The 26997-nt window shown below is 71.9% G+C and carries 23 protein-coding genes; 10 read left to right on the top strand and 13 right to left on the bottom strand.

The annotated features are described in order from the left end of the window. Nucleotide 1: 1 nt before the first annotated feature. Nucleotides 2-445, top strand: coding sequence for a helix-turn-helix transcriptional regulator (locus FS825_RS03430; RefSeq protein WP_144710849.1), 444 nt, complete (start codon nt 2-4; stop codon nt 443-445). A gap of 10 nt (nt 446-455) precedes the next feature. Then, a complete protein-coding gene (locus tag FS825_RS03425) occupies nt 456-860 on the top strand; it encodes a VOC family protein (RefSeq protein WP_144710847.1) in 405 nt (134 codons plus the stop codon). A gap of 10 nt (nt 861-870) precedes the next feature. Here FS825_RS03425 and FS825_RS03420 read toward each other — a convergent pair whose 3' ends face one another. After that, entirely contained in the window at nt 871-2442 is a 1572-nt protein-coding gene (locus FS825_RS03420) for an inositol monophosphatase family protein (protein ID WP_144710845.1), read from the bottom strand. 89 nt (nt 2443-2531) lie between these two features. Here FS825_RS03420 and FS825_RS03415 point away from each other — a divergent pair, with 89 nt between their 5' ends. Further along, complete coding sequence (locus FS825_RS03415) at nt 2532-2948, top strand: DUF3054 domain-containing protein (RefSeq protein WP_144710843.1); 417 nt, start codon at nt 2532-2534, stop codon at nt 2946-2948. A gap of 36 nt (nt 2949-2984) precedes the next feature. On the opposite strand, the gene FS825_RS03410 is transcribed toward FS825_RS03415, so the two are convergent. Together FS825_RS03410 and FS825_RS03405 are read right to left on the bottom strand one after the other, a co-directional pair. Beyond that, nucleotides 2985-3635: a spermidine/putrescine ABC transporter substrate-binding protein gene (locus FS825_RS03410; protein WP_144710841.1), complete on the bottom strand. Its 651-nt coding sequence runs from the start codon at nt 3633-3635 to the stop codon at nt 2985-2987. 141 nt (nt 3636-3776) lie between these two features. After that, nucleotides 3777-4721 carry a DUF3097 domain-containing protein gene (locus FS825_RS03405; RefSeq protein WP_144710839.1) on the bottom strand — a complete coding sequence of 315 codons (945 nt, stop codon included), beginning with the start codon at nt 4719-4721 and terminating at the stop codon, nt 3777-3779. An 81-nt stretch (nt 4722-4802) separates the two neighbouring features. On the opposite strand from FS825_RS03405, the gene FS825_RS03400 reads away from it, so the two are divergent. The 7 genes from FS825_RS03400 (at nt 4803) to FS825_RS03370 (ending at nt 12956) form a co-directional block, all read left to right on the top strand. Continuing rightward, entirely contained in the window at nt 4803-5852 is a 1050-nt protein-coding gene (locus tag FS825_RS03400) for an alcohol dehydrogenase catalytic domain-containing protein (RefSeq protein ID WP_144710837.1), read from the top strand. 90 nt (nt 5853-5942) lie between these two features. Next, nucleotides 5943-7184 carry an ROK family transcriptional regulator gene (locus tag FS825_RS03395; protein WP_144710835.1) on the top strand — a complete coding sequence of 414 codons (1242 nt, stop codon included), beginning with the start codon at nt 5943-5945 and terminating at the stop codon, nt 7182-7184. A gap of 113 nt (nt 7185-7297) precedes the next feature. Continuing rightward, complete coding sequence (locus tag FS825_RS03390) at nt 7298-8647, top strand: extracellular solute-binding protein (RefSeq protein WP_144710833.1); 1350 nt, start codon at nt 7298-7300, stop codon at nt 8645-8647. 2 nt (nt 8648-8649) lie between these two features. Continuing rightward, nucleotides 8650-9696 carry a carbohydrate ABC transporter permease gene (locus FS825_RS03385; protein WP_222126882.1) on the top strand — a complete coding sequence of 349 codons (1047 nt, stop codon included), beginning with the start codon at nt 8650-8652 and terminating at the stop codon, nt 9694-9696. Beyond that, the gene (locus FS825_RS03380) at nt 9696-10589 is read left to right on the top strand and encodes a carbohydrate ABC transporter permease (protein ID WP_144710831.1); all 894 of its coding nucleotides are present in this window, start codon (nt 9696-9698) and stop codon (nt 10587-10589) included. Before FS825_RS03385 ends, FS825_RS03380 begins: the two co-directional genes overlap by 1 nt. A 7-nt stretch (nt 10590-10596) precedes the next feature. Then, a complete protein-coding gene (locus tag FS825_RS03375) occupies nt 10597-11901 on the top strand; it encodes a 6-phospho-beta-glucosidase (RefSeq protein ID WP_144710829.1) in 1305 nt (434 codons plus the stop codon). Next, nucleotides 11889-12956, top strand: a complete 1068-nt coding sequence (locus FS825_RS03370) for an N-acetylglucosamine kinase (protein WP_260980990.1) — start codon at nt 11889-11891, stop codon at nt 12954-12956. Before FS825_RS03375 ends, FS825_RS03370 begins: the two co-directional genes overlap by 13 nt. Nucleotides 12957-13094: 138 nt before the next feature. On the opposite strand, the gene gap is transcribed toward FS825_RS03370, so the two are convergent. From gap to ligA, 10 genes are all read right to left on the bottom strand, one after another. After that, nucleotides 13095-14099: a type I glyceraldehyde-3-phosphate dehydrogenase gene (gene gap, locus FS825_RS03365; protein WP_144710827.1), complete on the bottom strand. Its 1005-nt coding sequence runs from the start codon at nt 14097-14099 to the stop codon at nt 13095-13097. 109 nt (nt 14100-14208) lie between these two features. Continuing rightward, entirely contained in the window at nt 14209-15159 is a 951-nt protein-coding gene (locus tag FS825_RS03360; protein ID WP_144710825.1) for a GlxA family transcriptional regulator, read from the bottom strand. 28 nt (nt 15160-15187) lie between these two features. Beyond that, nucleotides 15188-15910: a methyltransferase domain-containing protein gene (locus FS825_RS03355; protein WP_144710823.1), complete on the bottom strand. Its 723-nt coding sequence runs from the start codon at nt 15908-15910 to the stop codon at nt 15188-15190. Further along, the gene (locus FS825_RS03350) at nt 15907-17097 is read right to left on the bottom strand and encodes a type III polyketide synthase (RefSeq protein ID WP_144710821.1); all 1191 of its coding nucleotides are present in this window, start codon (nt 17095-17097) and stop codon (nt 15907-15909) included. Before FS825_RS03350 ends, FS825_RS03355 begins: the two co-directional genes overlap by 4 nt. 130 nt (nt 17098-17227) lie before the next feature. After that, nucleotides 17228-18733: an Asp-tRNA(Asn)/Glu-tRNA(Gln) amidotransferase subunit GatB gene (gatB, locus tag FS825_RS03345; protein WP_144710820.1), complete on the bottom strand. Its 1506-nt coding sequence runs from the start codon at nt 18731-18733 to the stop codon at nt 17228-17230. After that, complete coding sequence (gene gatA / locus FS825_RS03340; RefSeq protein ID WP_144710818.1) at nt 18733-20280, bottom strand: Asp-tRNA(Asn)/Glu-tRNA(Gln) amidotransferase subunit GatA; 1548 nt, start codon at nt 20278-20280, stop codon at nt 18733-18735. Before gatA ends, gatB begins: the two co-directional genes overlap by 1 nt. 10 nt (nt 20281-20290) lie before the next feature. Beyond that, the gene (gene gatC / locus FS825_RS03335) at nt 20291-20590 is read right to left on the bottom strand and encodes an Asp-tRNA(Asn)/Glu-tRNA(Gln) amidotransferase subunit GatC (protein WP_144710816.1); all 300 of its coding nucleotides are present in this window, start codon (nt 20588-20590) and stop codon (nt 20291-20293) included. Between the two features lie 105 nt (nt 20591-20695). Then, complete coding sequence (locus FS825_RS03330; RefSeq protein WP_144710814.1) at nt 20696-22984, bottom strand: transglycosylase domain-containing protein; 2289 nt, start codon at nt 22982-22984, stop codon at nt 20696-20698. 85 nt (nt 22985-23069) lie between these two features. After that, nucleotides 23070-24431: an alpha/beta hydrolase gene (locus FS825_RS03325; RefSeq protein ID WP_144710812.1), complete on the bottom strand. Its 1362-nt coding sequence runs from the start codon at nt 24429-24431 to the stop codon at nt 23070-23072. A gap of 182 nt (nt 24432-24613) precedes the next feature. Then, nucleotides 24614-26974, bottom strand: a complete 2361-nt coding sequence (ligA, locus tag FS825_RS03320) for an NAD-dependent DNA ligase LigA (RefSeq protein WP_144710810.1) — start codon at nt 26972-26974, stop codon at nt 24614-24616. Nucleotides 26975-26997 lie beyond the last annotated feature (23 nt).

Here is a 26997-nt window from a genome sequence, read left to right as displayed (position 1 = left end):
CGTGACCGTGGACCTCGACGAACTCCGACGGCTGCGGCGGGCCCGCAGCCGGGTGGACCGTGACCACGCCGAGCCCCTCGACGTGCCGTCCCTCGCAGCGGCCGCGTTCATGTCCACCGCGCACTTCAGCCGTCGGTTCCGCGCCGCGTACGGCGAGACCCCGTACGCGTACCTGATGACCCGGCGGATCGAGCGGGCCCAGGCACTGTTCCGCAGCACGGACCTGAGCGTGACCGAGGTCTGCATGGCGGTCGGCGCCACGAGTCTCGGGTCGTTCTCGACGCGGTTCACCGAACTCGTCGGCATGACGCCGACCCAGTACCGCGCGGCCGACCACGACGCCCTCGCGGGGGTGTGGAGCTGTCACACGATGATCGTCACGCGCCCGGTCGCCCGGCCCGTCCGAGCAGGATCGGAGAAGCGCCGGGACACCTCGCAGTCCTAGGGTCGCTGCCATGACCATCCAGATCAGTGGCGTGCACGTGCTCGCCGACGACATCGACGCCGCCGTCGCCTTCTACGGCGACGTGCTCGGCTTCACCGTCCGGAACACCGTCGAGAACGGCGGGTTCCGGTGGGTGACCCTCGTCAGTGACGACCACGCCGACCTCGAGCTCGTCCTCTCGGAGCCGCACGCCGGCCGTTCGCAGGAGGACGGCGACGCGATCGCCGCGCTCCTGGCGAAGGGCGGGCTCTCGATGCTCCAGCTCCGGGTGAGCGACCTCGACGCGACGTTCGACCGCATCACGGCGAGCCCCGACGCCGAGGTCCTGCAGGAGCCCACCGACCAGTTCTGGGGCGTCCGGGACGCCGCCGTCCGGGACCCCGCGGGCAACATGGTGCGGATCGCACAGGCCTGACGGACCGCGGTCACCCGGCGGCGAGCGCCGCCGTCCACACCGCGTGCAGCTCGTCCGCCGCACCGGGGTGCGCCACGAGGAAGGGCTCCCCCGCCGGTGGGAAGCCCTCCACCGGGCCGGAGCGGGTGAGCACGACCCCGCCGGCCTCGTGCACGAGCAGCACCGCCGCCCCGTGGTCGACCGGGTCGAACGCCGACACGCACCCGCCGATCCCCCGGCCCGCCGCGACCTGCGCGATCGTCAGCGTGCCGGATCCCTGCACCCGCAGCGTGCAGGACCGGTCCCCGAGGGCGTCGAGGAAGGCACCGAACCCGCGCCACGGCCGCTGCCCGTCGAGCTCCGTCCCGACGACCGCGCCGGCCAGGGCCCGGGGTGCGTCGTCCAGCCGGAGTGCCCGGTCCCGGAGCGTGGCACCGTGGCCACGTCGGGCCTCGAACACCTCACCGCGCCACGGGTCCGCGACCACCCCGACGATCGGCCGGCCGCCCCGGACGAGGCAGAGCGACGTCGAGGTCCACGGCACGCCGTTCAGCAGGTTCGTCGTCCCGTCCACCGGGTCGAGGTACCAGCGGTGCCGGTCGCCGGGCGCGTCGCCGTACTCGGGTCCGGTGAACCCGTGGGTCGGGAACACCGCGCGGACCCGGGACCGGACGTGCTGCTCGACGAGCCAGTCCACGTCGGCGACCACGGCCTCCTCGACGTGCTCGCGGGTGAACGCGATGACCTCGTGCGCGATGCGGTGCGCGAGCGCCTGGGCGCGTCCGGCGACCTCGGTCTCGGTCGGTTCCCGGTCACGCTCGGGCAGGCCGTCGCGCTCGGCAGCGGCGAGGACGGCGCGGAGCCCGGCGACGTCGTTCGTGGTGATCGCGTCGACGCCGAGCCGAGCGGCCCAACGGGCGGGCTCGGCGTCGTCGACGGTCCGCACCGCGACCTGCAGCCCCAGGGCGTGCGCTGCCGTGACCGTCCGTCGTGTGAGGAACGCGAGGTCGAGGTGCAGGGTCGAGGGTCGCAGCGGGTGGAGGTCCTTCCGCGTCGGCGGGTCCAGCGACTCCCAGGCCGCCCAGACCTCCGCGTCCGGGAGCACGGATCGCACCGCCGCCGTCGCGTCCCGGCCGCCGCACCACGCGACCACGGTGCTCCCTCGGAACGCGCCGACGGTCTCCGCGGCGACGAGGGCGTCGGCGGGATCGACCACGTGGACGAGCAGCGTGGACCGGCAGCCCTCGAGTCGTTCGAGGGCGTCGTCCAGCCGCGGGATCCGGTCGAGGCCGTTGCCGAGCCGGGCCACGTCGCACCAGGCGACGTCGGCGACCCGGCGTGCGTCGCCCCACATCCGTCCGAGCGTGGCGTCGTGGAGCAGCACCGCGACGCCGTCGGCGGTGCGTCGGACGTCGACCTCGATGGTGTCCGCGCCGAGCGCTTCGGCGACCGCGACGGCGGGCAGCGTGTTCTCACGTCGGACACGCGGCGCACCGCGGTGGGCGACGAGACGTGGCGGACGCACGCCGCGCCTCCCGTCCGTGCCCACCGTGGACCCGACGGACGCGACGGACCCGACTGGCGCTGTGGGACTCACGGTCATCGGGGCATCCTGCCCGGCCGGGGCGAACCGCGGGTGACGCGGATGTGAACGCGGGGCTGCGCACCACGCAGCCCTGCGAGAATGGGGACGTGACCCAACGCACCTGGGGCTGGCTCGCAGCCGTGATCGACGTCGTGCTCATCGTCCTGTTCGCCCTCATCGGGCGGTCCTCGCACGGCGAGGCCGACTCCGCCGTCGGGCTGTGGACCACGGCGTACCCGTTCCTCGCCGGCTGGGCGATCGCGTACGTGACGAGCGGCGCGTGGTCCCGTCCGCTGCGGTTCTGGCCGACGGGCGTGGTGGTGTGGGTACTGACCGTGTTCGTGGGGCTGGCGATCCGCGTCGCGACGGGTCAGGGCGACGTCGACGGCAACCCGCTGCCGATCTCGTTCGTGATCGTCGCGACGATCGTGCTCGGGCTGTTCCTGCTCGGGTGGCGCGGGATCGCGCGGCTCGTGCTCCGCGCCGTCGACCGGCGAGAGCGGTCGACCGCGACCACACGCTGACGGGTCCGCAGCACGCCACCCCGGCGCGCTGAGGCGTCAGAACAGCCCGTCGCGGGAACCCTCCGGCCCGTCGAACCCGCGGAACATGTCCGACACCAGCGCCTCGATCTGCGGCTCCACCAGGCGTTCGACCGCCTCGGCGATCCGCTTCCGGTGGTCGATGAGCGCCAGGCACACGGACGTCCCCGTGGACCGGGCGCACTCGTCGGACAGCTCGATCTCGTGCCGGAGCGCGTTCTTCGCCTCGTCCGACAGCGGTTCGCGGGGCGACTGCTCCCCCGCCCCCGTCCCGGTCAGCTCACCGAGGGTGAACAGGAACGGCGACCCCGGCGACGGCTCCGGGTCGACGTCGAGCCCCTGGAACTCCGGCGAGAGCCCGTCCGTCGGCTGGTACCCGGCGTGGCGCCTGCGGGCCGCGGCCCGCTCGAGCTCCCGCTGCAGCAGCGGCAGGTTCTTCGCCGTGTAGTCGTCGACGGCGTCCTCGATGATGGTCGAGATGCGCCCGATGAGCGCGTGCTGGACGGCGTGCGGCACGTCCGGCCCGAACCCCGCGGCGCTCGCGATCGGGGAGCCGGTGCACTTCCGGCAGATCCGGGTGCGCGGACGCGCGGTGCCGATCTGCCACCGCGGCAGCCAGCGGAGCCAGACATCGACCGCGCCGCGCACGCGCCCCTCGATGCCGTCCATGCCCTCAACAGTAGGCCTGTGCGCCCACGCCGGCCGGTACCGACGCGTCGCGGAGCCTGCGGAGCGACGTGGCGGCCGAGCCGGTGGGGAGGCGCGGATCACCCCGGTCGGACCGGGCCAGTCGTGGGGTCGGTCGGGTCCTCAGGCCTTCGGTTCCGTCACGAAGTCGATGAGCTCCTCGACGCGGCCGAGGAGCTGCGGCTCGAGGTCGGCGAACGTCCGCACCTGACCGAGGATCCGCTGCCACGCCCGGGCGATGTCGGCCTGCTCGGCGTGCGGCCACCCGAGGGCCTGGCAGATGCCCTGCTTCCACTCGATCGACCGTGGGATCGTCGGCCATTCCCGGAGTCCGACCCGGGCGGGCTTGACCGACTGCCAGACATCGACGAACGGGTGTCCGACGACCAGCACGTGCGCGCCCCACTTCCCGCGCATCACGGCGTCGGCGAAGCGGGACTCCTTCGAGCCGGGCACGAGGTGGTCGACGAGCACGCCGACCCGGCGGTCGCGGGAGGGCCGGAAGTCGTCCAGGACCGAGGCCAGGTTGTCGACGCCGGAGAGCTCCTCGACCACGACGCCCTCGACGCGGAGGTCGGCTCCCCAGACCTTCTCGACGAGTTCGGCGTCGTGCTTGCCCTCGACCATGATCCGGGAGGGCAGCGCCACGCGAGCCCGCTGCGACTCGACCGCGAAGGATCCGGACGCGGTGCGGAGGCGACCACCGTCGGCGGTCTGGCGGACCGCCGGGGCCGCACCGTCCCTCCAGTCGGCGTGGACGGAACCGACCGCGCCACCGCGACCCGCAGGAGCGGCGGCAGACCGTCCGACCGGCGAAGACGGACGTCCGAGCGTGACGAGCTCGCCCTCGAGCAGGAACTGTCCGACGAAGGGGAAGGAACGGGTGCGGCCCTTCCAGTCCTCGAGCGCGACGTTCCCGGCCTCGAGCCCGACGACGGCCCCGGCCCAGCCGGAGTCCGGGTCCTCGAGCACCATGCCGCGTTCGAGCGGCACCTGCCGCACCTTCTTCACGCCCTTCGAGCGCCAGTCCCCCGAGAGCACATCGCTGCCGTACCGGTCGTCGTCCACCCGCACGAGGGTACTGTCGACGACGGCCCGGACGACGTCGACCGCGCCGACTCCCCACCATCTCGACGGAAGGCTCCCCCCGTGCGCGCAGCGATCATCCACGCCCCGAACGACATCCGTGTCGAGGACCGTGACCAGCCCGGCCTCATCACCCCGAAGGACGTCGTCGTCAAGGTCGTCGCGGCGTGCGTGTGCGGCTCGGACCTCTGGCCCTACCGCGGCGTCACGAAGACGAAGGAGCCGCGCCCGATCGGGCACGAGCTCGTCGGCGAGGTCGTGGCCGTCGGCGACGACGTGACGGACCTGCACGTCGGCGACTTCGTCATCTCCCCCTTCACGATGAACGAGGGCACCTGCCAGGCCTGCCGGCACGGGATGACCACAGGCTGCGATCACCTGTCCGGCTTCGGCGGGAAGGACGCCTACGGCGACCCGGTCGGCGGCGCCCAGGCGGAGTACGTCCGCATCCCCGATGCCGAGGCCACGCTGGTCGCCGTGCCCGGACCGGTCGACCCGGCGCTCGTGCCGTCGCTGCTCACGCTCTCCGACGTCTTCTCCACCGGGCACCACGCCGCGGTCTCCGCGGCCGTCGGCCCCGGCAAGACCGTGGTCGTCGTCGGTGACGGCGCCGTCGGGCTGTCCGCCGTGCTCGCGTCGAAGCGGCTCGGCGCCGAGCGCATCATCGCGATGAGCCGGCACGCCGACCGGCAGGCGCTCGCCCGGGAGTTCGGCGCGACCGACATCGTCGCCGAGCGCGGCGCGGAGGGCATCGCCGCGATCAAGGAGCTGCTCGACGGCGACCTCGCGGACTGCGCGGTCGAGGCCGTCGGCACCGAGGAGAGCATGGACCAGGCGCTGCACTCGGTGCGTCCCGGTGGCAACCTCGGCTTCGTCGGGGTCCCGCACGGGGTGCCGACGATCGGGACGCGGTACCTCTTCGACACGAACATCGCGATCGCCGGCGGGATGGCGCCGGCGCGGAAGTACATCCCGGAACTGCTGCCGGACGTGCTCTCGGGCGCGATCGAGCCCGGGCGGGTGTTCGACCTCGAACTGCCGCTCGACGAGGCCGCCGAGGCGTACCGCGCGATGGACGAGCGCCGCGCGATCAAGGTGCTGCTGCGCCCGTGACGCGCCCGCACGTTTCGCAGAACAGAACGCGTGTTTCGAATCGGTAAACAAACCTTTCAGTAAAGAAGGTTGTCCGTTACAGTCCTCGACATGAGCACTCGAGGACGCACCCCCGGCCAGCCCGGCCTCCTGCGCGTCCTCAACGACCGGGCGGCCCTCGAGCTCCTCCTCGACGAGGGGCCGCTCACCCGGAACGAGATCGCCCAGCGCACTGGACTGAGCAAGCCCACCGCGGCCGAGATCATCCGACGGCTCGAAGCGGCGGCGCTCATCCGGGGCGCGGGCACCTCGTCGCAGGCGGGCCGCCGCGGCCCGAGCGCCGTGGTGTACGAGGCGATCACGGACCGCGACCTCGCCGTCGCCGTCGACGTCCAGCTCGTGGACGTCCGCTCCACCGTCGTGGACGCCGCCGGCCGGACCTTCCCGGTCGCGACGCACACGATGTCCCCGGCCGAGATGCGCTCCCCCGGGGCGGACATCGTCGCGGCGGCGATCTCCCGTGCCGCTGCCGCCGCCGACATCGACCCCGAGCTCGTCACGGCCGTCGCGGTCGGCGTGCAGGCGTCCGTCGACCACGCCACGGACACCCTCATCTTCACCGACGGCCTGCCCGGCTGGCCTCGCGACCAGGTCTCGACGTCGCTGTCCCAGGCGCTCGGCGTCCGGGTGGTCATCGAGAACGACGCGAACCTCGCCGCCATCGCCGAACGGAACATGGGCGCCGGTCGCGCCCCCGGTTCGTTCGCGCTGCTGTGGATGGCGGAGGGCCTCGGCATGGCCCTCGACCTGCACGGCCACCTGCACACCGGCGCCTCCGGGGCCGCGGGTGAGATCGGCTACCTCAGCGTGCCCGCCGACGCACGCTCCATCGACCCGACGGCCACGCTCGTCGCGGACCTCATCTCCGAGTCCGCGATCGCGTCCCTCGCCGCTGAGCACGGGATCACGGCACCGGACGGCACCGCAGCCGACTGGCGCCAGGTGCTCCCGCAGCTGCCCGGGCTCCCCGAGCAGCACCCGTTCACCGCCGCCCTCGGCGAGCGCGTCGGGCACAACGTGCTCCCCGCCCTCGCCGTCGCCGATCCCGAGACGGTCGTGCTGCACGGCCCGACGGGGATCGCGGGCGGTCCCGCCCTGGCCGCCGCCGTGACCTCCTGGCTCCGGACCCGCACCCGCTGGTCCACCGCCGTGGTGGCACCCGGCGTCCCCGACACCCCCGTCCTGCACGGTGCCCGGCACGTCCTCATCGACGTCGTCCGCACCGCACTCGCCGACCGGCTCGAACGCATCAGCGACGATGCGCCCGCTCCGGACCCCGTCGAGCGCCCCTGACCAGCACCACCCCACCCGCACCACTCGAGGCACCACCACCCGGCCCTTTCCCAGGGCTCTTCGTCGCGCCCGGAAACGGGCACGTCGGAGCGAGAGAAGAGAGCGAGTCCCCCGTGTCCCTCCCCGAACCGAAGCGACGGGCGTTCCGTCGCATCGTCACCGCCACGGCCGTCGCCGCGACCGGAGCGCTGGTCATCGCCGGCTGCAGTTCCGGCAGCAGCGCCGACTCCGTCGACAAGAGCGCCCCGAAGGAGCTGAAGGGCACCGTGTCCCTCTGGCACTTCTTCACCGGCCGCGAAGCCGGCGTCGTGAAGAGCGCCGTCGCCGGCTTCGAGAAGGCGAACCCCGGCGTGACCGTCGACATCCACGCCGGGCAGGACGACGAGAAGCTGCAGAAGGCGATCTCGTCCGGCCAGAACATCGACGTGGGCCTGTCGTACTCGACGGCCATCGTCGGCAGCTTCTGCTCCTCCGGCGCCTTCCGCGATCTGTCGCCGTACATCAAGCGCGACAAGGTCGACCTGTCGGACATCCCGAAGGCCGTGCAGTCGTACACGGAGTACAAGGGCACGCGCTGCACCCTGCCGGCCCTCGCCGACGTCAGTGCGCTCATGGTCAACAAGCCGCTCCTGGCCAAGGCGGGCATCACGACGCCGCCGAAGACCCTCGACGAGCTCAAGACCGACGCGCTGAAGCTCACGACGTACAACGCCGACGGGTCGATCAAGCAGCTCGGCTTCAACCCGCTCATCGACTTCTACGAGAACTCGCCCGAGCACTGGGCGCCCATGGTCGACGGGTCGTGGCTCGACAAGAAGGGCAACAGCGTGATCGGCACGTCCGCTGCCTGGAAGAAGCTCATCGAGTGGCAGAAGGGCTTCGTCGACGAGATCGGCTACGACAAGCTCAAGGCCTTCACGTCGGGTCTCGGCCAGGAGTTCGCCGCCGACAACGCGTTCCAGACCGGCCAGGTCGCGATGCAGATCGACGGTGAGTACCGCACCGCGTTCATCAAGGACCAGAAGCCGGACCTCGACTACGGCACGGCGCCGACCCCGGTGATGGACGGCCTCGGCAACTACGGCTCGACGTACATCGCGGGCAACGTCGCCGGGATCGCGAAGGGCTCGAAGCACCCCGAGCTCGCGTGGGCGCTGCTGAAGTACCTGTCGACGAACACCGACGCCCAGGTCACCATGGGCAACGGCCTGAAGAACATCCCGACGCTCACCTCGGCGCTGGACTCCCCGAAGCTCGAGGTCGACGACAACTACAAGACGTTCGTCGACGTGGCCGGCAACAAGGACACGATGACCTCGCCCGGCACCGCGGACGGCGCCGCCTACATCGGCACGTTCACGAAGTTCTGGCAGGCGTACCAGGAGAACGGCGGCAACCTCGACGCCAAGCTCAAGAAGCTCGACTCCGACATCGACAACGCCAACCAGCTGGCTGGTCCGTGACCATGACGGACGTCACCACCCCTGAGACCGGCAGCCTGGAGGCGCGGCCCACCCGCGCCTCCCGGCCGCCGGCCAGCGCCGGGTCCGGTTCCACGGCCCCCGGGAGCCGACCACGTCGGCGCCGGTCCGCCGAGTCCCGCCGTCGCCTCGTCGCGCTGACGATGCTGGCGCCGGCCCTGGCGGGCCTCGTGATCTTCTTCGCGTACCCGCTCGTCGCGTCGATCTTCTACTCGTTCACCCGCTACAACCAGCTGCAGGAACCCCAGTTCGTCGGCCTGCTCAACTACAAGTTCCTGTTCACGCAGGACCCGCAGATCTGGCCGGCGGTCATCAACACGCTGTGGTTCGTCGTGATCCTCGTGCCGATCCGGATCGTCTGCGGGTTGCTCGTGGCGGGGCTGCTCAGCCGGGCGAAGACCGCGACCGGGTTCTGGCGAACGCTGTTCTACCTGCCCGCACTCGTGCCGCCGGTCGCGAGCGTCGTCGCCTTCGTGTTCCTCTTCAACCCCGGGACCGGGCCGGTCAACCAGATCCTGCGGCTGTTCGGGATCGACGGTCCGCTGTGGTTCAACGACCCGGCGTGGTCGAAGCCCTCGCTCGTGATCATGGGCGTCTGGGTGATGGGCGACATCATGATCATCTTCCTGGCGTCGCTCCTCGACGTGCCGCGCGACCTGTACGAGGCCGCGTCGCTCGACGGCGCGAACGGCGTCCAGCAGGTGCGGCACATCACGCTGCCGACCATCGCGCCCGTCATCGGCTTCGCGGCCGTGACCGGGGTGATCGCGGCCCTGCAGTACTTCACCGAGGCCGCGGTGGCGTCGGGGGTCGCGAGCGGCAAGGCGACGATCGGCGGTGGGACGGCGGCGCAGCTCGGCTACCCGGGCACCTCGCTGCTGACCTACACCGAGCTGCTCTACCAGCACGGGTTCGCGAACTTCCAGTTCGGCTACGCCTCCGCGATGGCCGTGGTGCTGTTCGTGGTCACCGCCGTGGTGCTCGTGTTCACGATGCGCCGGATCAGTGTGTTCCGGCCGGAGGAGTCCTGATGACCGCCGTCTCCCAGTCCCCGCTCGCCCGGGCCCCCCGGGGCGCTGCGTCCGGCACCGCCCGCGGTCCGCGCCGGAGCCTGTTGGTCTGGATCGCCGAGCACGCCGCGCTGGTGGCGCTCGGGGTCCTGACGATCGCCCCGATCGTGTTCGTCATCCTGACGTCGCTGATGTCGAGCAACCAGGCCCTGACGGCGTCGATCCTGCCGCGCCCGTTCGACTTCTCGAACTACGCCAGGGTGTTCACCGAGCTGCCGCTCGCGCAGTGGTTCGGCAACTCGTCGATGTACGCCGTGCTCGCCACCGCGTTCATGCTCCTGAGCTCCGTGCCGGCGGCGTACGCCCTGGCCCAGATCAAGTTCAAGGGCGCGAACCTCATCTTCACGGTGATCATCGTCGCGATGCTCCTGCCCCCGCAGGTCACCGCGGTGCCGGTCTACGTGATGTGGTCCCAGCTGCACCTCACCGGCACGCTCTGGCCGTTGATCCTGCCGAACCTGCTCGGCGACGCGTTCAGCATCTTCCTGCTCCGCCAGTTCTTCATGACGATCCCGAAGGAGTACGGCGACGCCGCCCGGATGGACGGCTGCAGCGAGTGGGGCGTGCTCTGGCGGGTCGTCGTGCCGATGGCCCGCCCGGGCATCGCGTCGGCGGCGATCTTCATGTTCTTCCACTCGTGGAACGACTACTACGGCCCGCTCCTGTACGCGTCCGAGAACCAGGCCGCCTGGCCGGTGGCGTACGGGCTCGCCACGTTCCGCGGACAGCACGGCACCGACTGGTCGATGACGATGGCGATGACCGTCGTCGTCATGGTCCCGGTCGTCGTCATCTTCTTCTTCGCACAGAAGGCATTCGTCGAGGGCATCGCGCTCACCGGCGTGAAGGGATAGCACCACAGTGAAACTCGCAGTCATCGGTGGCGGATCCACCTACACCCCCGAACTCGTGGACGGCTTCGCCCGGCTCCGCGACCAGCTGCCCATCGACGAGCTCTGGCTCGTCGACCCCGACCCCGTCCGCCGGGAGCTCGTCGGCGGCGTCGCGAAGCGGATGTTCGCGCACGCCGGGCACCCGGGCACGATCCACGTCACGGACGACGTGGTCGCCGGGGTCTCGGACGCCGACGCCGTCATGTTCCAGCTCCGCATCGGCGGCCAGGCCGCACGGCACCAGGACGAGACCTGGCCGCACGAGGCCTGCTGCATCGGGCAGGAGACCACCGGGCCCGGCGGGTTCGCGAAGGCGCTCCGCACCGTGCCCGTCGTCCTCGAGTACGCGTCGCTCGTCAAGCGCCACGCGAAGCCGGACGCCTGGATCGTGGACTTCACGAACCCGGTCGGCATCGTCACCCGCGCCCTGCTCGAGGCCGGGCACCGCGCGGTCGGGCTCTGCAACGTGGCGATCGGCTTCCAACGCCGCTTCGCCCGCGAGTTCGACGTCGCACCCGGTGCCGTCCGCCTCGACCACGTCGGCCTGAACCACCTGACGTGGGAGCGCGGGGTGCACGTCACGGACGCCTCGGGCGAGCGTGACGTGCTGTCCGAGCTGCTCGCCGCAGAGACCGGGGCGCTCGAACGGATGGCCGAGAGCGTGCACATGCCCGCCGACCTCATCCGCCTGCAGCACGCCGTCCCCTCGTACTACCTGCGCTACTTCTACTCGCACGACGTCGTGCTCGAGGAGCAGCTGCACTCCCCCACCCGGGCCGAGGCCGTGATGGAGACCGAGCGGGCCCTGCTCGCGAAGTACGCCGACGAGTCCGTCGTCACGAAGCCCGCCGAGCTCGAGCAGCGCGGCGGTGCGTACTACTCCGAGGCCGCGATCGACGTGCTGTCCTCGATCCTCGGCGACCGCGGCGACGTGCAGGTCCTCAACGTGCGGAACGACGGCACGTTCCCGTTCCTCCCCGACGACCACGTCATCGAGGTCCCGGCGCGCGTCACCCGGCAGGCGATCACCCCGCTGCCGGTGTCCCCGCTCGACGCCGACATGGCCGCACTCGTGGGGCACGTCGCCGGGTACGAACGGCTCGCGCTCGACGCGGCCGTGCACGGCGGACGCGACCGGGTGCTCAAGGCGATGTGGGCGCACCCGCTCGTCGGGCAGGTCGACAAGGCCGAGAAGCTCACCGACCTGCTGCTGGCCGCGAACGCGGAGCACCTGCCGTGGACGCGATCGGAGCAGCTGACGTGGGCGGGTTGAGCCGCGCGGCCTCGCCCGTCGCGCCGGTCGGTACCGCCGCGGGCACGGACGTCGTGCTCGCAGTGGACGGCGGCGGCAGCAAGACCGACGTCGTCGCGATCGGACTCGACGGGTCGATCGTCGGCCACGCCCGCGGCCCCGGGTCCAACCCGCAGACCCGCGGGTGGGACGTCGCCGGACCGATCCTCGACGACGTCCGCGCACGGGTCGTCGGAGGACTCGCCGACCGGCGGATCCGCACGACGCACGTGTACCTCGCCGGACTCGACCTGCACGACGAGCTCGTCGCCGCGACCGCCGCCCTCGCACACTGGGCGGAGGACGGCGGCGCCCCGGACGTCCTGGACAACGACCTGTTCGCACTCCTGCGAGCCGGGACACTGTCTCCGGACGCCGCGGCCGTGGTGTGCGGGACCGGGATCAACGCCCTCGCGGTCCGTGCGGACGGGGCGACCACCCGCTTCCCGGCGATCGGGGACATCTCCGGGGACTGGGGCGGCGGCGCGTACCTCGGCAACCGGGCGCTCTGGCACGCGGCGCGGGCCGAGGACGGGCGTGGACCGGCGACGGCGCTGACCACGGCGGTCCCGGAGGCGCTCGGCCTCGGATCCGTGCGGGAGGTCACCGAAGCCATCCACTTCGGCCGCCTCGACCAGCGCGTGTTCAACCGGCTCTGCCCGGTGCTGTTCGAGGTCGCCGCTGCCGGTGACGCCATCGCCACCGAGGTCGTGGCACGGCAGGCGGAGGAGATCGTGCTGCTCGCCTCGGTCGCACTGGGGCGGCTCGGACTCGGCGGGTCCGCGGCGACGCCGGTGCCGGTCGTGCTCGGGGGTGGGGTGCTCGCGGCACGGGACGACCTGCTCGTGGAGGGGGTCGTGGCAGGACTGGCCTCCCGGGTGCCCGGGGCGGTGCCGACCTGGGTGACCGATCCCCCGGTGCTCGGTGCGGGGTTGGCCGCGCTCGAGTCGGTCGGGGCCGGCGAGGCGGCGCTCGACCGCTACCGGGAGGCCGTGCGCTCCCGCTCGTTCGCGTCCACGACGGCGCTGATCCGCTGACGCGGCCGCGCCCCCTTCGCGAAAGCGACAGTGTGCCGCCGAAGTTCGGCGGCACACTGTCGCTCTCGCGGGACCGTCCGAACGCCCGGGCGGCAGGACGTCGCTCTGCCGCCACAGACCAGGCAGCCGCCGCGCGCCCTACGCCCGCGCCAGCATCCCGAGCGTGTCGACCACCCGGTTCGAGAAGCCCCACTCGTTGTCGTACCAGGCGACGACCTTCACGTGCCGCCCCTCGTCCACGCGGGTGAGCAGCGAGTCGAAGATGCTCGACTCCGGCCGCCCCGTGATGTCGGTCGACACGAGCGGGTCCGCCGTGAACGCCAGCACCCCGGCGAGCGGCCCGGCCGCAGCGGCACGGTAGGCCTCGTTCACCTCGTCGACCGACACGTCCCGCGACACCACGGTGTTCAGCTCGACGATCGACCCCACCGGCACGGGCACCCGGATGGCGTCACCGGAGAGCTTTCCCGACAGCCGCGGCAGCACGAGCCCGATCGCCTTCGCGGCGCCGGTCGACGTCGGCACGATGTTCACCCCGGCGGCACGTGCCCGACGGAGGTCCCGGTGCGGACCGTCCTGCAGGTTCTGCTCCTGCGTGTACGCGTGCACGGTCGTCATGAAGCCGTGCTCGATGCCGGCGAGGTCGTCGAGCACCGACGCCAGCGGCGCGAGCGCGTTCGTCGTGCAGGACGCGTTCGAGACGACGGTGTGCACGTCCGGGTCGAACACGTCGGTGTTCACCCCGTACGCGATGGTGGCGTCGGCGCCCGTCGCGGGGGCGCTGATGAGCACGCGTCGTGCGCCGGCGGTCAGGTGCCCCGCGGCCGCGTCACGTGCGGTGAAGCGGCCGGTGGACTCGAGGACGACCTCGACGCCGAGCTCGGCCCACGGCAGTTCCGCGGGTTCGCGCGAGGCCAGGACGCGGATCCGGCGCCCGTCGACCACGAGCGTGTCCCCGTCGACCTCGACGGTCCCGGCGAACGGGCCCAGCGCGGAGTCGTACCGGAACAGGTGCGCGAGGGTCTCCGGTGCGGTCAGGTCGTTGACGGCGACGACCTCGAGGTCGTCGCCTCCGCGTGCGACGAGTGCGCGGAGCGTGTTGCGGCCGATCCGGCCGAATCCGTTGATGGCGATGCGGGTCATGAGCACTTCCTTTCGTTCCGCGATCCATGCTCGTGGGACGGGAGGCGCGCCTCCAGTGGCACGAGAGCCAGCGTCCGGAAGGATCTCGCCACCAGGGCGTGGGGTCGCGTCAGTCCTGGAAGGTGCGCCGGTACGCCGTCGGGGAGGTCCCGAGGATCCGCCGGAAGTGTGTCCGCAGGTTCGCGTCGGACCCGAGCCCGGCGCGCTCGGCCACCTGGTCGACCGACAGGTCGGAGCGCTCGAGCAGCTCCCGCGCGAGGTCGACCCGCGCGCGGAGCACCCACTGCATCGGCGTGTACCCGGTGTCCTCCACGAACCGCCGCGAGAACGTCCGCGGGGACACCGTCGCGTTCCGGGCGAGCGCCTCGAGCGTCAGCGGATCGGCGAGGTGCCGGAGCGCCCACTCGCGCGTCTCGGCGAACACGTCGCCGAGGGGCTCGGGCATGCTCCTGGGGACGTACTGGGCCTGCCCGCCGCTCCGGTACGGCGCACTGACGAGCCGCCGGGCGACGTGGTTCGACAGTGCGACCCCGTGGTCCTGCCGCACGATGTGCAGGCACAGGTCGATCCCGCTCGCCGCCCCCGCACTGGTCAGCACCGAGCCGGCGTCCACGAACAGCACGTCCTCGTCGACGTCGACCTCGGGGTACCGCTCGCGGAGGACCCGCGTGTAGTGCCAGTGCGTGGTGGCCCGCCGGCCGTCGAGCAACCCGGCGGCCGCGAGCGCGAACGCCCCCGTGGAGATCGCCGCGATCCGCGTCCCGTCGTCGTGGGCAGCTCGGAGCGCCGCGACCACCGCCGCCGGGGGCGGGACGTCCGCGGGGAACCGGTACCCCGGCACGAAGACCGTGTCCGCCCAGTCGATGGTCTCCAGCCCCCGTCCGACCGCGTAGGCCAGACCGTCGCCACCCCGGACCGTCCCCGCCCGGGGCCCGCACACCCGGACCTCGTACGGCATGCTCGGCCGGTTGGAGAACACCTGCGCGGGGATGCCCACGTCGAGCGGCTTCGCGCCGGGGAGGACGAGGACCGCCACACGGTGGAGTCGAGCTGGCGCCATGGTGCGACGCTAGCCCAGCACGACCGCGTCAGGCGTCGTGGATCGCCAGCACCCGGTGCGGGGTCGCCCGCTCGGCACGCCAACCCGGTGGGAGCGCGTCGTGCAGCTCCGGCAGCGTGAAGGACCGCCGGATCGACCGGAGGCCGTCGACCCGGACGAAGGTGCCGGCCGCGACGAACGTCGACCCGACCGCGTACGCCCGGTAGGCCGACGCCGACCGCCGGATGTCGGAGTGCAGGCTCCGGCTCGACGCCAACCGCTCGGAGTCGGCGAGGAACCCGTGCCGTTCCTCGTCGCCGAGGTGGTGCAGCACGTGGTTCGAGACGACCACGTCGAACCGCTCCCCCGCCGCGACGAGCTCGGCGCTGGACTGCTGTCGGAAGGTCACCCCGCGCGGCGTGGACCGGTTCGCCGCCGCGATCGCCCGCTCGTCCGGGTCGGCTCCGACGACCTCGACCTCGAAGCCGTCGGCCGCTGCCCACCGGACGAGCGCCCGTGCCAGGTCCCCGCCACCGCACCCGACGTCGAGCACCCGCCCCCGACCGTTCGCCGGCAGCGCGGGCGCGACGTGCGTCCGCCACGCGGCCCGCCACCCGCTGACGAGGGCGTTCACCAGGGCGAACCGCCGGAACGTGCGCGCGAGCGCGCGCGGGTCGCAGTCCGGGTCGTCCATGAGCTCCTGCAGGTCGACGGCGCGTCGGGTCAGGTCGACTGCCTGGAGGCGCGGCTCGGCCCCGTCACGCCGACTCACGAGACCGACGCGGTCGCGACGGCGGTGGCGTGCGCGGCCCCGGCGGTCGCGGCGGTCCCGACCGTGCCGGTGACGGTGCGGCCTGCCTCGGACGCCGTCGCGGTCCCGACGGCGGTGAGCCGGGCGGCCTCGACGGTCAGCCCCGGCCCGAACGCGAGTGCGACGACCGGGCTCCCGTCGTCGATCCCGTCGTCGAGCGCCTGCCGGAGCACGAACAGCACCGTGGCGCTCGACATGTTCCCGTGGTCCCGGAGGACCGTCCGGCTCGCCGCGATCGCCTCGTCGGGCAGACCCAGGGCGTCCTGCGTGCGGTCGATGATGGCCCGGCCGCCCGGGTGCACGGCCCAGACCGGGATGTCGGTGACGCGCATCCCGGAGCGTTCGAACAGCGGGGCGACCGCCTCCGCCACCGTGGCGCCGACGAGCCTGGGGACCGCGGTGCTGAGCACCATCTCGAAGCCCTCGTCGCCGATGTTCCACGCCATCTCCGACGCTCCCTCGGGCACGACCGTCGTCGCGAAGTCGTCGAGTCGGAGCCCAGGGCCGTCGGCAGTGACGACCACGGCCGCCGCTCCGTCCCCGAAGACGCTGTTCGCGACGATCTGGTCGGGGTCGTCCGAGGCGCGCACGTGCAGGGTGCACAGCTCCGCGCAGACGACGAGCACCACTGCGTCCGGGTCGCCCTCGGCGAAGGCCGCGGCGATGCGCAGTGCGGGGAACGCGGCGCAGCAGCCCATGAACCCGATGTGCTGGCGGAAGACGGTCCGGCGCAGGCCGAGCTCCTGGACGACGTCGAGGTCCGGTCCGGGCTGCGTGAACCCGGTGCACGACACGGTCACCACGTGGGTGATCGACTCCGGCGCGACACCGGCACGATCGACCGCGTCACGGGCGGCCGCCACGAACAGCGCCGGAGCGAGCTCGCGGTACCGGTCGTTGCGGGTACCGGTCGACGGCGACAGCAGGACGCCGTGCTCGTCCCGGAAGGCACCGGCCGGCGTCGCGGCGTCGAGCTCCTCGAGGACGGTGTGCCGGTGCTCCACCGCGGAGACGTCGAACGCAGCGGGCACCAGGCGACGTCCGAGGCGTCCGAGGTCCGGTTGCCCGACGAACAGGTCGCGCACCGCGGGCTGGTCGAGCGTCTTCGTGGGGACGGCGGTTCCGATGGCGCGGATCGTTGCGGACACGACTCATCCTGTCACCGGGTCGCTGACGCGTCCCCAGGTTGCGAGCCCCACGAGCCGAGCACCGGGGAACGGACACAGCACCGCGGAATTCCACGGTGCTGTGTCCGGAACCTGGTTCCGCGGGGAGGGGTCAGCCCTGCTGCGCGCGCTCCAGCACGAGTTCGCGCACGCGAGCAGCGTCGGCCTGGCCCTGCATGGCCTTCATCACCGCACCGATGATCGCGCCGGCGGCCTGGACCTTGCCGTCCTTGATCTTCGCGAGCACGTCGGGCTGCGCGGCGAGTGCCTCGTCGACCGCGGCGGTGAGCGCCGAGTCGTCCGAGACGACCTTGAGCCCACGGGACTCGACGACCTGCGCCGGCGAGCCCTCGCCCGCGATGACGCCCTCGAGCACCTGGCGCGCGAGCCGGTCCGTCAGGTCGCCGGACTCGACGAGTGCGATGAGCTCGGCGACGTGCTGCGGCGACACGAGGTCACCGGGGGCGGCGTCCTGCGTGTTCGCCACACGGCTGATCTCGCCGGTCCACCACTTCCGTGCCGACTGCGGCGCAGCGCCCGCGGCGACCGTGCCCTCGACCTCGTCGAGCAGCCCGCCGTTGACGACGTCCTGGAACTCGAGGTCCGCGAAGCCCCAGTCACCCTTGAGCCGACGGCGACGTGCGACCGGTGCCTCGGGCAGGGACGCCCGGAGCTCCTCGATCACGGCCGGATCCGGCACGACGGGGAGCAGGTCGGGCTCGGGGAAGTAGCGGTAGTCGTCGGCGTCGGACTTCGGGCGCCCGGCGGAGGTGCGGCCGGTGTCCTCGTGCCAGTGCCGGGTCTCCTGCGTGATCGTCCCGCCGGCGGCGAGGATCGCTGCCTGGCGCTGGATCTCGTAGCGGATCGCCCGCTCGACCGCGCGGAACGAGTTGACGTTCTTCGTCTCGGTCCGGGTGCCGAGCTTCTCCTGCCCACGCGGGCGCAGCGAGATGTTCGCGTCGCACCGCAGGTTCCCGCGCTCCATCCGGGCTTCGGAGACGCCGAGCGCGCGGACGAGGTCGCGGATGACCTGCACGTAGGCGGCCCCGAGCTCCGGCGCGCGGTGCTCGGCGCCGATGATCGGCTTCGTGACGATCTCGACGAGCGGCACACCGGCACGGTTGTAGTCGACGAGCGAGTACTCGGCGCCCTGGATCCGCCCGGTGGCGCCGCCGACGTGCGTCAGCTTGCCGGCGTCCTCCTCCATGTGGGCGCGCTCGATCGGCACGTTGAAGATCGTGCCGTCGGCGAGTTCGACCTCGACCTCGCCCTCGTACGCGATCGGCTCGTCGTACTGCGAGATCTGGTAGTTCTTCGGGTTGTCCGGGTAGTAGTAGTTCTTCCGGGCGAACCGCGACGACTCAGCGATCGAGCAGCCGAGCGCGAGCCCGAGCTGGATCGAGTACCGCACCGCCTGCGCGTTCACGACCGGCAGGGACCCGGGCAGCCCGAGGTCGACCGGGGTCACGTTCGTGTTCGGTTCGCCGCCGAAGAAGTTCGGCGCGTCCGAGAACATCTTGGTCTTCGTCGCGAGCTCGACGTGCACTTCGAAGCCGAGGACCGGCTCGTAGCGCTCGAGCGCTTCGTCGAAGTCCATCAGCGCGTCCTTCTGCGCCATCAGATCACACCTTCCTGCGCAGCGGACTGCTGACTCTGGTCGAGGTCCGGGATGCTCTCGATGAGCGGACGACCCCACTGCTGCTCGAGCAGACGCTCCAGCGCGGCACCGTACCGGTAGAGGCGGGCGTCCTCGCGCTGGGGCGCCATGAGCTGGACACCGGTGGGCAGGCCGTCCTCGGGCGCGAGCCCGTTGGGGATGCTCATGCCGGGGACGCCGGCGAGGTTCGCCGGGATCGTCGTGAGGTCGTTGAGGTACATCGCCAGCGGGTCGTCGATGCGTTCGCCGATCGGGAACGCGGTCGTCGGAGCCGACGGGCTGATGAGCAGGTCGACCTGCTCGAACGCCGCGGTGAAGTCGCGCTGGACGAGCGTCCGGACCTTCTGCGCGGAGCCGTAGTACGCGTCGTAGTACCCGGCGCTCAGTGCGTAGGTGCCGAGGATGATGCGTCGCTTGACCTCGGGTCCGAAGCCCGCTTCGCGCGTGGCCGCCATGACGTCCTCGACGGTCGCACCGTTCTCGGGGGTGACCCGGAGCCCGAACCGGACGGAGTCGAACTTCGCGAGGTTCGACGACGCTTCGGCCGGCAGGATCAGGTAGTACGCGCTGATGGCGTAGGCGAACGACGGCGCGTCGATCTCGACGACGACCGCACCGGCCGACTCGAGGATCGCGACGGTCTCCTGGAAGCGCTGGGTGACACCGGCCTGGAAGCCGTCGCCACCGGCGAGCTCCTTCACGACGCCCACGCGCAGCCCGCGGAGCGTGTCCGCCTGCAGCCCTTCGCGCGCGGCGGCGGCCATCGACGGCCAGGCGTCCGGGATGGACGTGGAGTCCCGCGGGTCGTGTCCGCCGATGACGTCGTGCAGGAGCGCGGCGTCGAGGACGGTGCGGGACACCGGGCCGACCTGGTCGAGGCTCGACGCGAGCGCGATCGCCCCGTACCGGCTGACCCCGCCGTAGGTCGGCTTCACGCCGACGGTGCCCGTCACGGCGCCGGGTTGACGGATCGACCCGCCGGTGTCCGAGCCGAGGGCGAGCGGCGCTTCGTGCGCGGCGACCGCCGCCGCCGAGCCACCGCCGGAGCCGCCGGGGATCCGGTCGAGGTCCCACGGGTTGTGCGTCGGGCCGTACGCCGAGAACTCGGTCGTCGAGCCCATCGCGAACTCGTCCATGTTCGTCTTGCCGAGCAGCACGAGACCCGCGGCGCGGAGCTTCGCGACCGGGGTGGCGTCGTACGGCGGCACCCAGCCTTCGAGGATCTTCGACCCCGAGGTCGTCGGCATGTCCTGCGTGCACAGGACGTCCTTCACCGCGATCGGCACGCCCGCGAGCGGTCCGAGGTCGTCCCCGGCGGCACGACGGGAGTCGATCGACTTCGCCGCCGCGATCGCGTTCTGGTTGACGTGCAGGAAAGCGTGGACGTCGCCGTCCACCGCCTGGATGCGGTCGAGGTGGGCCTGGGTGGCTTCGACGCTCGAGACGTCGCGCGACACGAGGGCGTCGGCGAGCGCCGCGGCGCTGAGCGTGGTGATGTCGTCGGTCACTGTCTTCGCCCTACTGTTCTTCGCCGAGGATCGCGGTCACACGGAACCGCTCGCCGTCGGAGTCCGGAGCGCCCGAGAGCGCCTGCTCCTGCGTGAGCGTCTGCCCGACCACGTCGGGTCGGGTGACGTTGCCGAGCGGCACGGGGTGGCTCGTCGCGGGGACGTCCGGGGTGGCGACCTCGGTGACCTTGGCGACGCTGTCGACGATGTGCGACAGCTCCCCCGTCAGCTTCTCGATCTCGTCGGGCGTGAGTGCGATACGCGCGAGGTTCGCCAGGTGGGCGACCTGCTCGCTCGTGATGTCAGGCATGGTGCTCCGTCGATCGGTTCGTGGAATGCCCACCAGTCTATTGATGAACGCGACCGTCCGGAGGCTCGGTGCCGGTCCGCAGAACCGGCACCTTGCCTCCCGTGCTCACTTCCCGGTCTGCTGGCGCTGCGTCGTCGCCGGTTGCGACGCCTGCTGCGTCGGCTGGGCCGGCGACTGCGTCGCCGTGCCCGTGGCACCCGACCCCGTGCCGGTCGACGTACCGGACGACCCGGACGTCCCGGACGAGGTCGACGCGTGGCTCGTCTGCCCGATCATCGCCGGGTCCGCTGCCGGGAGCGCCCCGCCGCCGACGGTCTGGTCGAGGTAGGTCATCATCGACCGGCCGACCCCGAACTTCGCGCTGTAGCCGGTCGTGCCCTGCAGGAACGGCCAGTTCGCCAGGCTCACCTGCCCCTGCACGTTCCCGATCCAGGTCGCGTTCGTGTACTTCGTGGTCGACGCCACGAGCCAGTTCTGGACGTCGCCGTCGGTCGTGCCGGTCTTGGCGAACTTCGGGGTGCTGTCGCCCGGGTTCGCGCTCGCGGCGGTCCCGGAGCCGGTGAGCACGCCCTGCAGCGCGTAGTCGACGGTGCCGGCGACCTCGGCGGAGACGCCCTGCGTGCAGGACGACGGGGTCGGTGTGATCTTCGTGCCGTCGGCCTCGGTCACCGAGTCGATCGCGGTCGGCGTGCACACGACGCCGCCGTTCGCGAAGCCCGCGTAGGCCTCGGCGAGGTCGATCGGCGACAGGTCGTTCACGCCCAGGATCGACGACGGGGTCTGCGTCAGCTGGCCGCCGGAGGCCGGGTGGATCCCCATCGACTGGGCGAGCTGCGCGATCTTGCACAGGTCGAGCTGCTTGCCCATCTGCGCGTACGCGGTGTTGATCGACTCGGACGTCGCCGCCTGCACCGTCATGGAGGACGGCACGCTCTCGGCGTTCGACACCGGCCAGGTCCCACCGCTGACGTTCTGGCACGAGTTCGTGAACTCGGAGTTCTGGAAGGTGTGCTCCCCCGTCGACACCGACTCGGACAGGGTGTGCCCGGTGGCCAGCCACTCCGCGAGCGTGAAGACCTTGTACGTCGAACCGGTCTGGAAGCCGCCGGAGTTCCCGTAGCCGCTGTCGGCGCTGTAGTTCACGGCCGTCGACCCCGCCGCTGCGTTGTCGCCCTGCGTGTACGAGGTGTTCTGCACCATCGACAGGATGCGGCCGCTGCCGGGTTCCACGGTGACGTTCGAGCCGCCGACGTCGACGCCGGCCATGGTGCTCGGCACGTAGGTCGACAGGGCCGTCTGCGCCTGGGCCTGCAGGTCGAGGTCCAGCGAGGTGTGGATCTCGAGCCCCTTCGTGTCGAGCGTGGCGATCCGCTCCGCCGCGGTCTTCCCGAACGCCGGGTCCTGCAGCACCTGGTCGCGCACGTAGTCGCAGAAGTAGCCGGCGTCGTAGCCGGTCGCGGCCGACGAGCAGCCGTTCGCGGTCGCGGTGATCTTCGGCGTGATCGGGGTGGCCTTCGCCTGGTCGAGCTGCGTCTTCGTGATGTCGTGGTGGACGTACATGCGCTGGAGCACGTAGTCGCGGCGTTCCTTCGTCGCCGCGTACCCGTTGGCCGATCCGTTGTCGGCGTTCGTGGGTTCGTCGATGCGGAGGTTCGACGGGTTGTTGAGGATCGCGACGAGCGTGGCGGACTGCACGAGCGAGAGGTCCTTGGCGTGCACGCCGAAGTAGTACTCGGCTCCGGCCTCCGCGCCGTACACCCGGCCGCCGAGCCCGACGAGGTTGAGGTAGCCGGTGAGGATCTGGTCCTTCGAGTACTTCTTGTTGACGGCGATCGCGTACCGCATCTCCTGGAGCTTCCGCTGCGGCGTCACACCGGCCGCGTCCTCGTAGCACGCGGCGATCTTCTTCGCCGTGTCCGCGGCGTTCTTGCCGGTCAGCTCCTCGCACTCCTGCACGAGCACGTTCTTGACGTACTGCTGCGTGATGCTCGATCCGCCCTGCACGTCGCCGCCGACGACGGTCGCTGCAGCGCCGCGGAGGGTGCCCACCACGTCGATGCCGCCCTCGTCGTAGAAGCGGGGGTCCTCGGTGTCGATCGCGGCCTGCTTGAGGGTCGCCGCCATCGCGCTGGACGCCACCGTGGTGCGGTTCTCGGCGTAGAACGACGCGATCTTGACCTGCTGCCCGTCCTTCGTCGCGTAGACGGACGACACCTGCTGCGGGGTCTGGATGTCGAGGTAGCTCGGCAGGTCCTCGAAGAAGGCGACCGCACCGGACGTGCCCTCACCCGCGACCGCGACGGCCGGGGTGACCGCCACCGCGACGAGCATGCCGGCGAGCGCCGACATCGCGACGAACGTCAGGAGAGCACCAGGCCATCGCACCACACGCATGCGAGTGACGGTAGGGGGACGTTCTGTACTGGTTCTGCCGTGGAACGAGTCCCACCTGCGTCGGCACTCAGGTTGCCGTCCAGGATCAGTCGCGCGGCTGGAGGTCCTGCGGGCGCACGAGGTACATGTCCGGCGACGCCTGCGGGAGCCCGTCGTCGCCGCCCTCGCCCCGGCGGACCTGCTCCCGCACGAGGTCGCCCCGGCCGACCGCGATGAGGGCGACGTCGTGCAGCGACGCCGTCCCGGGCTTGAGGTAGTCGTTGTGCCCGATGGGCCGTCGGAACACGTCCCCCGCGTCCGCGGCGTCGGCCCCACCGGCCAGGTCGAGCAGCGTCGACCCGAACGACGACGACCCCGGGTCCGTCCCGAAGTACCCGGACCCCGCGATGGGGTCGCTGTGGGCGTCGCCGACGAACACCTGGCCCGCACTGACGGCGAGGTCCGCGGAGGTCGGCACGTCGCTGCCCGGCGAACCGAGCACGGTCAGCGTGTCGGCGCTCATCCGGCCGGAGGACAGCGCCATCAGGGCGGCCGTCGACCCGTACGAGTGCGCCACGATGTTGAGGCGGGGCTGGTCGCCGTCGCGGATCTCGCGGAGGCCGCCGACCGTGTGCTCGAGCCGGGTGGCACCGGTCTTCGCGAGCCCGAGCGAGAGGATGTTCGACAGGTCCGGGGTCCGGTACCCCATCCACGCCACCACGGCGACCCCGCTGCCGGATCCCGGCGCCGCGACCCCGGCGAGCGTCGCCTGCTCGCTGTAGAGGTCGTTCGCGGTGTTCGTGAAGTCGGTCATCTGCCCGGTGACGGTGAAGAACATGCCGGGGACGACGACCGTGACGTCGGCCGCGGTGTCCAGGTCCCCGATCGCGATCGCCGCGCGGCCGGACCCGCGCGTGTCGAGGGTGATGAGGGAGCGCGCCGGTGCGCCCACGGCGTGGACGAGGGAGTCCCGGACCTGGCCGAGCATCGCGGTCCGGGCGGCACCGGCGGCGTCGTCGGCGAGGCCCGCGGCGAGCACCGCGCGGTTCGCCCGGTCGCGGACGGCGTAGGGAACGCCCTCGAGGTTGCCGACGACCGACGGCGCGAAGGTCACCAGGGTCCGGCGCTCGTCGTCGTCGAGCCCCGTCCACCACGTGTCGACCTCCGCCGCCGTCGGTGGGTCGTCCTGGGCGGTGGCGACGACGCGGGGGTCACGACCGGCGTCGGCGAGGTCGGACCGGCCGAGCGCGGCGAGGTCGTCGAGGAAGGTCCGGCCGTGCGCGGCGGCGACGTCCTCGACGGTGACCTGTACCCCGGTCATGACCGGTCGGGGCACGGAGTCCGCTCCGGGGACGACGGCGGACGCGGCGACGACCGACACCGAGTGTGCTGCGGGCGCACCCGGGGCCTCGACCACTCCGAGCGAGTGCATCGAGGCGGTGAGCAGAGCCGCGGCGATGAGCAGCAATCGGGTCTCCCCCGGGAAGGCCGTCCCGTCGTCCCCCTGCAGACGACGGGTGATGCTCTATCGAGTGTAAGGAGAATGGCCTCCGGGCGGATGTGCGAGATGCAACTTGTCCCTCGAACTGGGTGCACGACGAGGCGCGTCGCGGTCATCGGACAGCCGCCGGACGTGCAACTGCGGTCCGGTCAGCCCTCGACGGCGCCGTCCGCGGCATCGGCGTCGACGGCCGGCGCGTCCCCGAGTGCACGGGGTCCCTCGGTCACGAGCACCCGGAACTGCTCGGCGTCGATGATCCGGACCCCGAGCTGTTCGGCCTTCGTGAGCTTCGATCCGGCGCCGGGGCCGGCCGCGACGAAGTCGGTCTTCTTGCTGACGCTCGACGCCGCCTTGCCGCCCGCGGCCATGATCGCCTCGAGCGCGCCTTCCCGGCTGTACCCCTCCAGCGAACCGGTCGCGACCACCGTCAGGCCGCTCAGGACGCCCCCGTCCTCGCTCGCAGCACCGGGACCGGGGTGGCCGGGAGTGGTGAACTGCACCCCCGCGGCCGTCCACCGATCGATGATCTCGCGGTGCCAGTCGACCTCGAACCAGTCGGCCAGGGCGTCGGCGATGATCCCGCCGACACCGTCGACCGCCGCGAGCTCCTCACGCGACGCCGCACGGATCGCGTCGAGCGAGCCGAAGTGGTTCGCGAGGGCGCGCGCCGCGACGGGTCCGACGTGGCGGATGCTCAGGCCGACCATGATGCGCCAGAGCGGCTTCGTCTTCGCGGCGTCGATGTTCGCGAGCATCTCGAACGCGTTCTTCGACGGGTACCGGCTCGGCTCGCCGGTGTGGTCCGCGCCGCGGGCATCCGGGTCGAACGGCGGGTCGGTCTTCTTGCGCGCCCGGCTGAACGGCGTCACGCGCTTCGGGGCGCCGTCGTCCGTCGTCTTCTCCATGCCGGTCTCGGAGTCGCGGACGACCACCTCGATGGGGACGATGTCCTCCATCGTGAGGTCGAACAACCCGGCTTCCGTCACGAGCGGGGGCTGCTCCGGGAACGACGGCTGCGTGAGCGCCGCCGCGGCGACCTCGCCCAGCCCCTCGATGTCGAGGGAGCCACGGGACGCGATGTGCTCCACGCGACCGCGGACCTGGGCCGGGCAGCTCTTCGCGTTCGGGCACCGGAGGTCGATGTCGCCTTCCTTCGCCGGGGCGAGGAGCGTGCCGCACTCCGGGCAGTGGGTCGGCATCACGAACTCGCGCTCGCTGCCGTCGCGGAGTTCGACGACCGGCCCGAGCACCTCGGGGATGACGTCGCCCGCCTTGCGGAGGACGACCGTGTCGCCGATGAGGACGCCCTTCGCCTTGACGACCTGCTGGTTGTGCAGCGTCGCCTGGCGCACGACGGAGCCGGCGACCTCGGCCGGGGCCATCACCGCGAAGGGGGTCGCGCGTCCGGTCCGGCCGACGCTCACCACGATGTCGACGAGCTTCGTGTGCACTTCTTCCGGCGGGTACTTGTACGCGATCGCCCAGCGCGGTGCACGGGAGGTGGACCCGAGTTCCTCGTGCAGAGCGAGGTCGTCGACCTTGATCACGATGCCGTCGATCTGGTGCTCCACCGAGGCCCGACGGTCGCCGTAGTCCCGCACGAAGCCGAGGACCTCGTCGATGGTGTCGAACACCCGGTAGTGGGTGCTCGTCGGCAGGCCCCACGACTGCAGCAGCTCGTACACCTCGGACTGGGCGTGCACGTCGGTGTCCCGCTCGAGTTCCCGGACGGGCCACGCGCCGATGCCGTGCACGAGCATGCGCAGCCGTCGCAGCCGGTCGACCATGAGCTCGCGCTTCGCCTCGGACTTGCCCTCCTCCTTCTGACGGAGGGACCCGGCGGCGGCGTTCCGCGGGTTCGCGAAGAGCCGTTCGCCCGCGTCGCGCTGCTTCGCGTTGAGCTCGTCGAACTGCTCGACGGGGAAGAAGATCTCGCCGCGGACCTCCACGATCGGAGGGTGCCCGCTGCCGGAGAGGCGGTCCGGGATGGTCCCCATCGTGCGGACGTTGCCCGTCACGTCCTCGCCGACCACGCCGTCGCCGCGCGTGGCCGCCGACACAAGCCGGCCGTCCTCGTAGCGGAGGTTGATCGCGAGCCCGTCGATCTTCAGCTCGGTGAGGAACCGGACGCGTTCGGCGCCGGCGTCCCGCTGGACCTTGACCGCCCAGTCGGTGAGCTCCTCGGGGCTGAAGACGTTGTCGAGACTCAGCATCCGCTCGGCGTGCTCGACCGGCGCGAACTGCACCGTCTGCGCCTGCCCGCCGACCGTCTGCGTCGGGCTGTCGGCGGAGAGGAGCTCCGGGAACCGCTGTTCAATCGCGTCGAGCCGGCGCACGAGGGCGTCGTAGTCGCCGTCCGCGACCGTCGACCCGTTCTCGTCGTAGTAGGCGTGCCGCAGCTCGTTCACCCGTGCGCGCAGCCGATCGACCTCGCGCTGCGCCTGTGCCGCGTCGAGGTCGGCCGGGTCCAGGGTCTCGAACGTCGAGTCCGCGGGCGTCGTGTCGCTCATGCTCCAGTTCTACCGCGAACCAC

It is taken from the genome of Curtobacterium pusillum, assembly GCF_007680845.1.
GTDB lineage: Bacteria > Actinomycetota > Actinomycetes > Actinomycetales > Microbacteriaceae > Curtobacterium > Curtobacterium pusillum_B.
The sequence above is the reverse complement of the archived record's forward strand: the minus strand, read 5'-3'. Positions and strand labels throughout refer to the sequence as shown.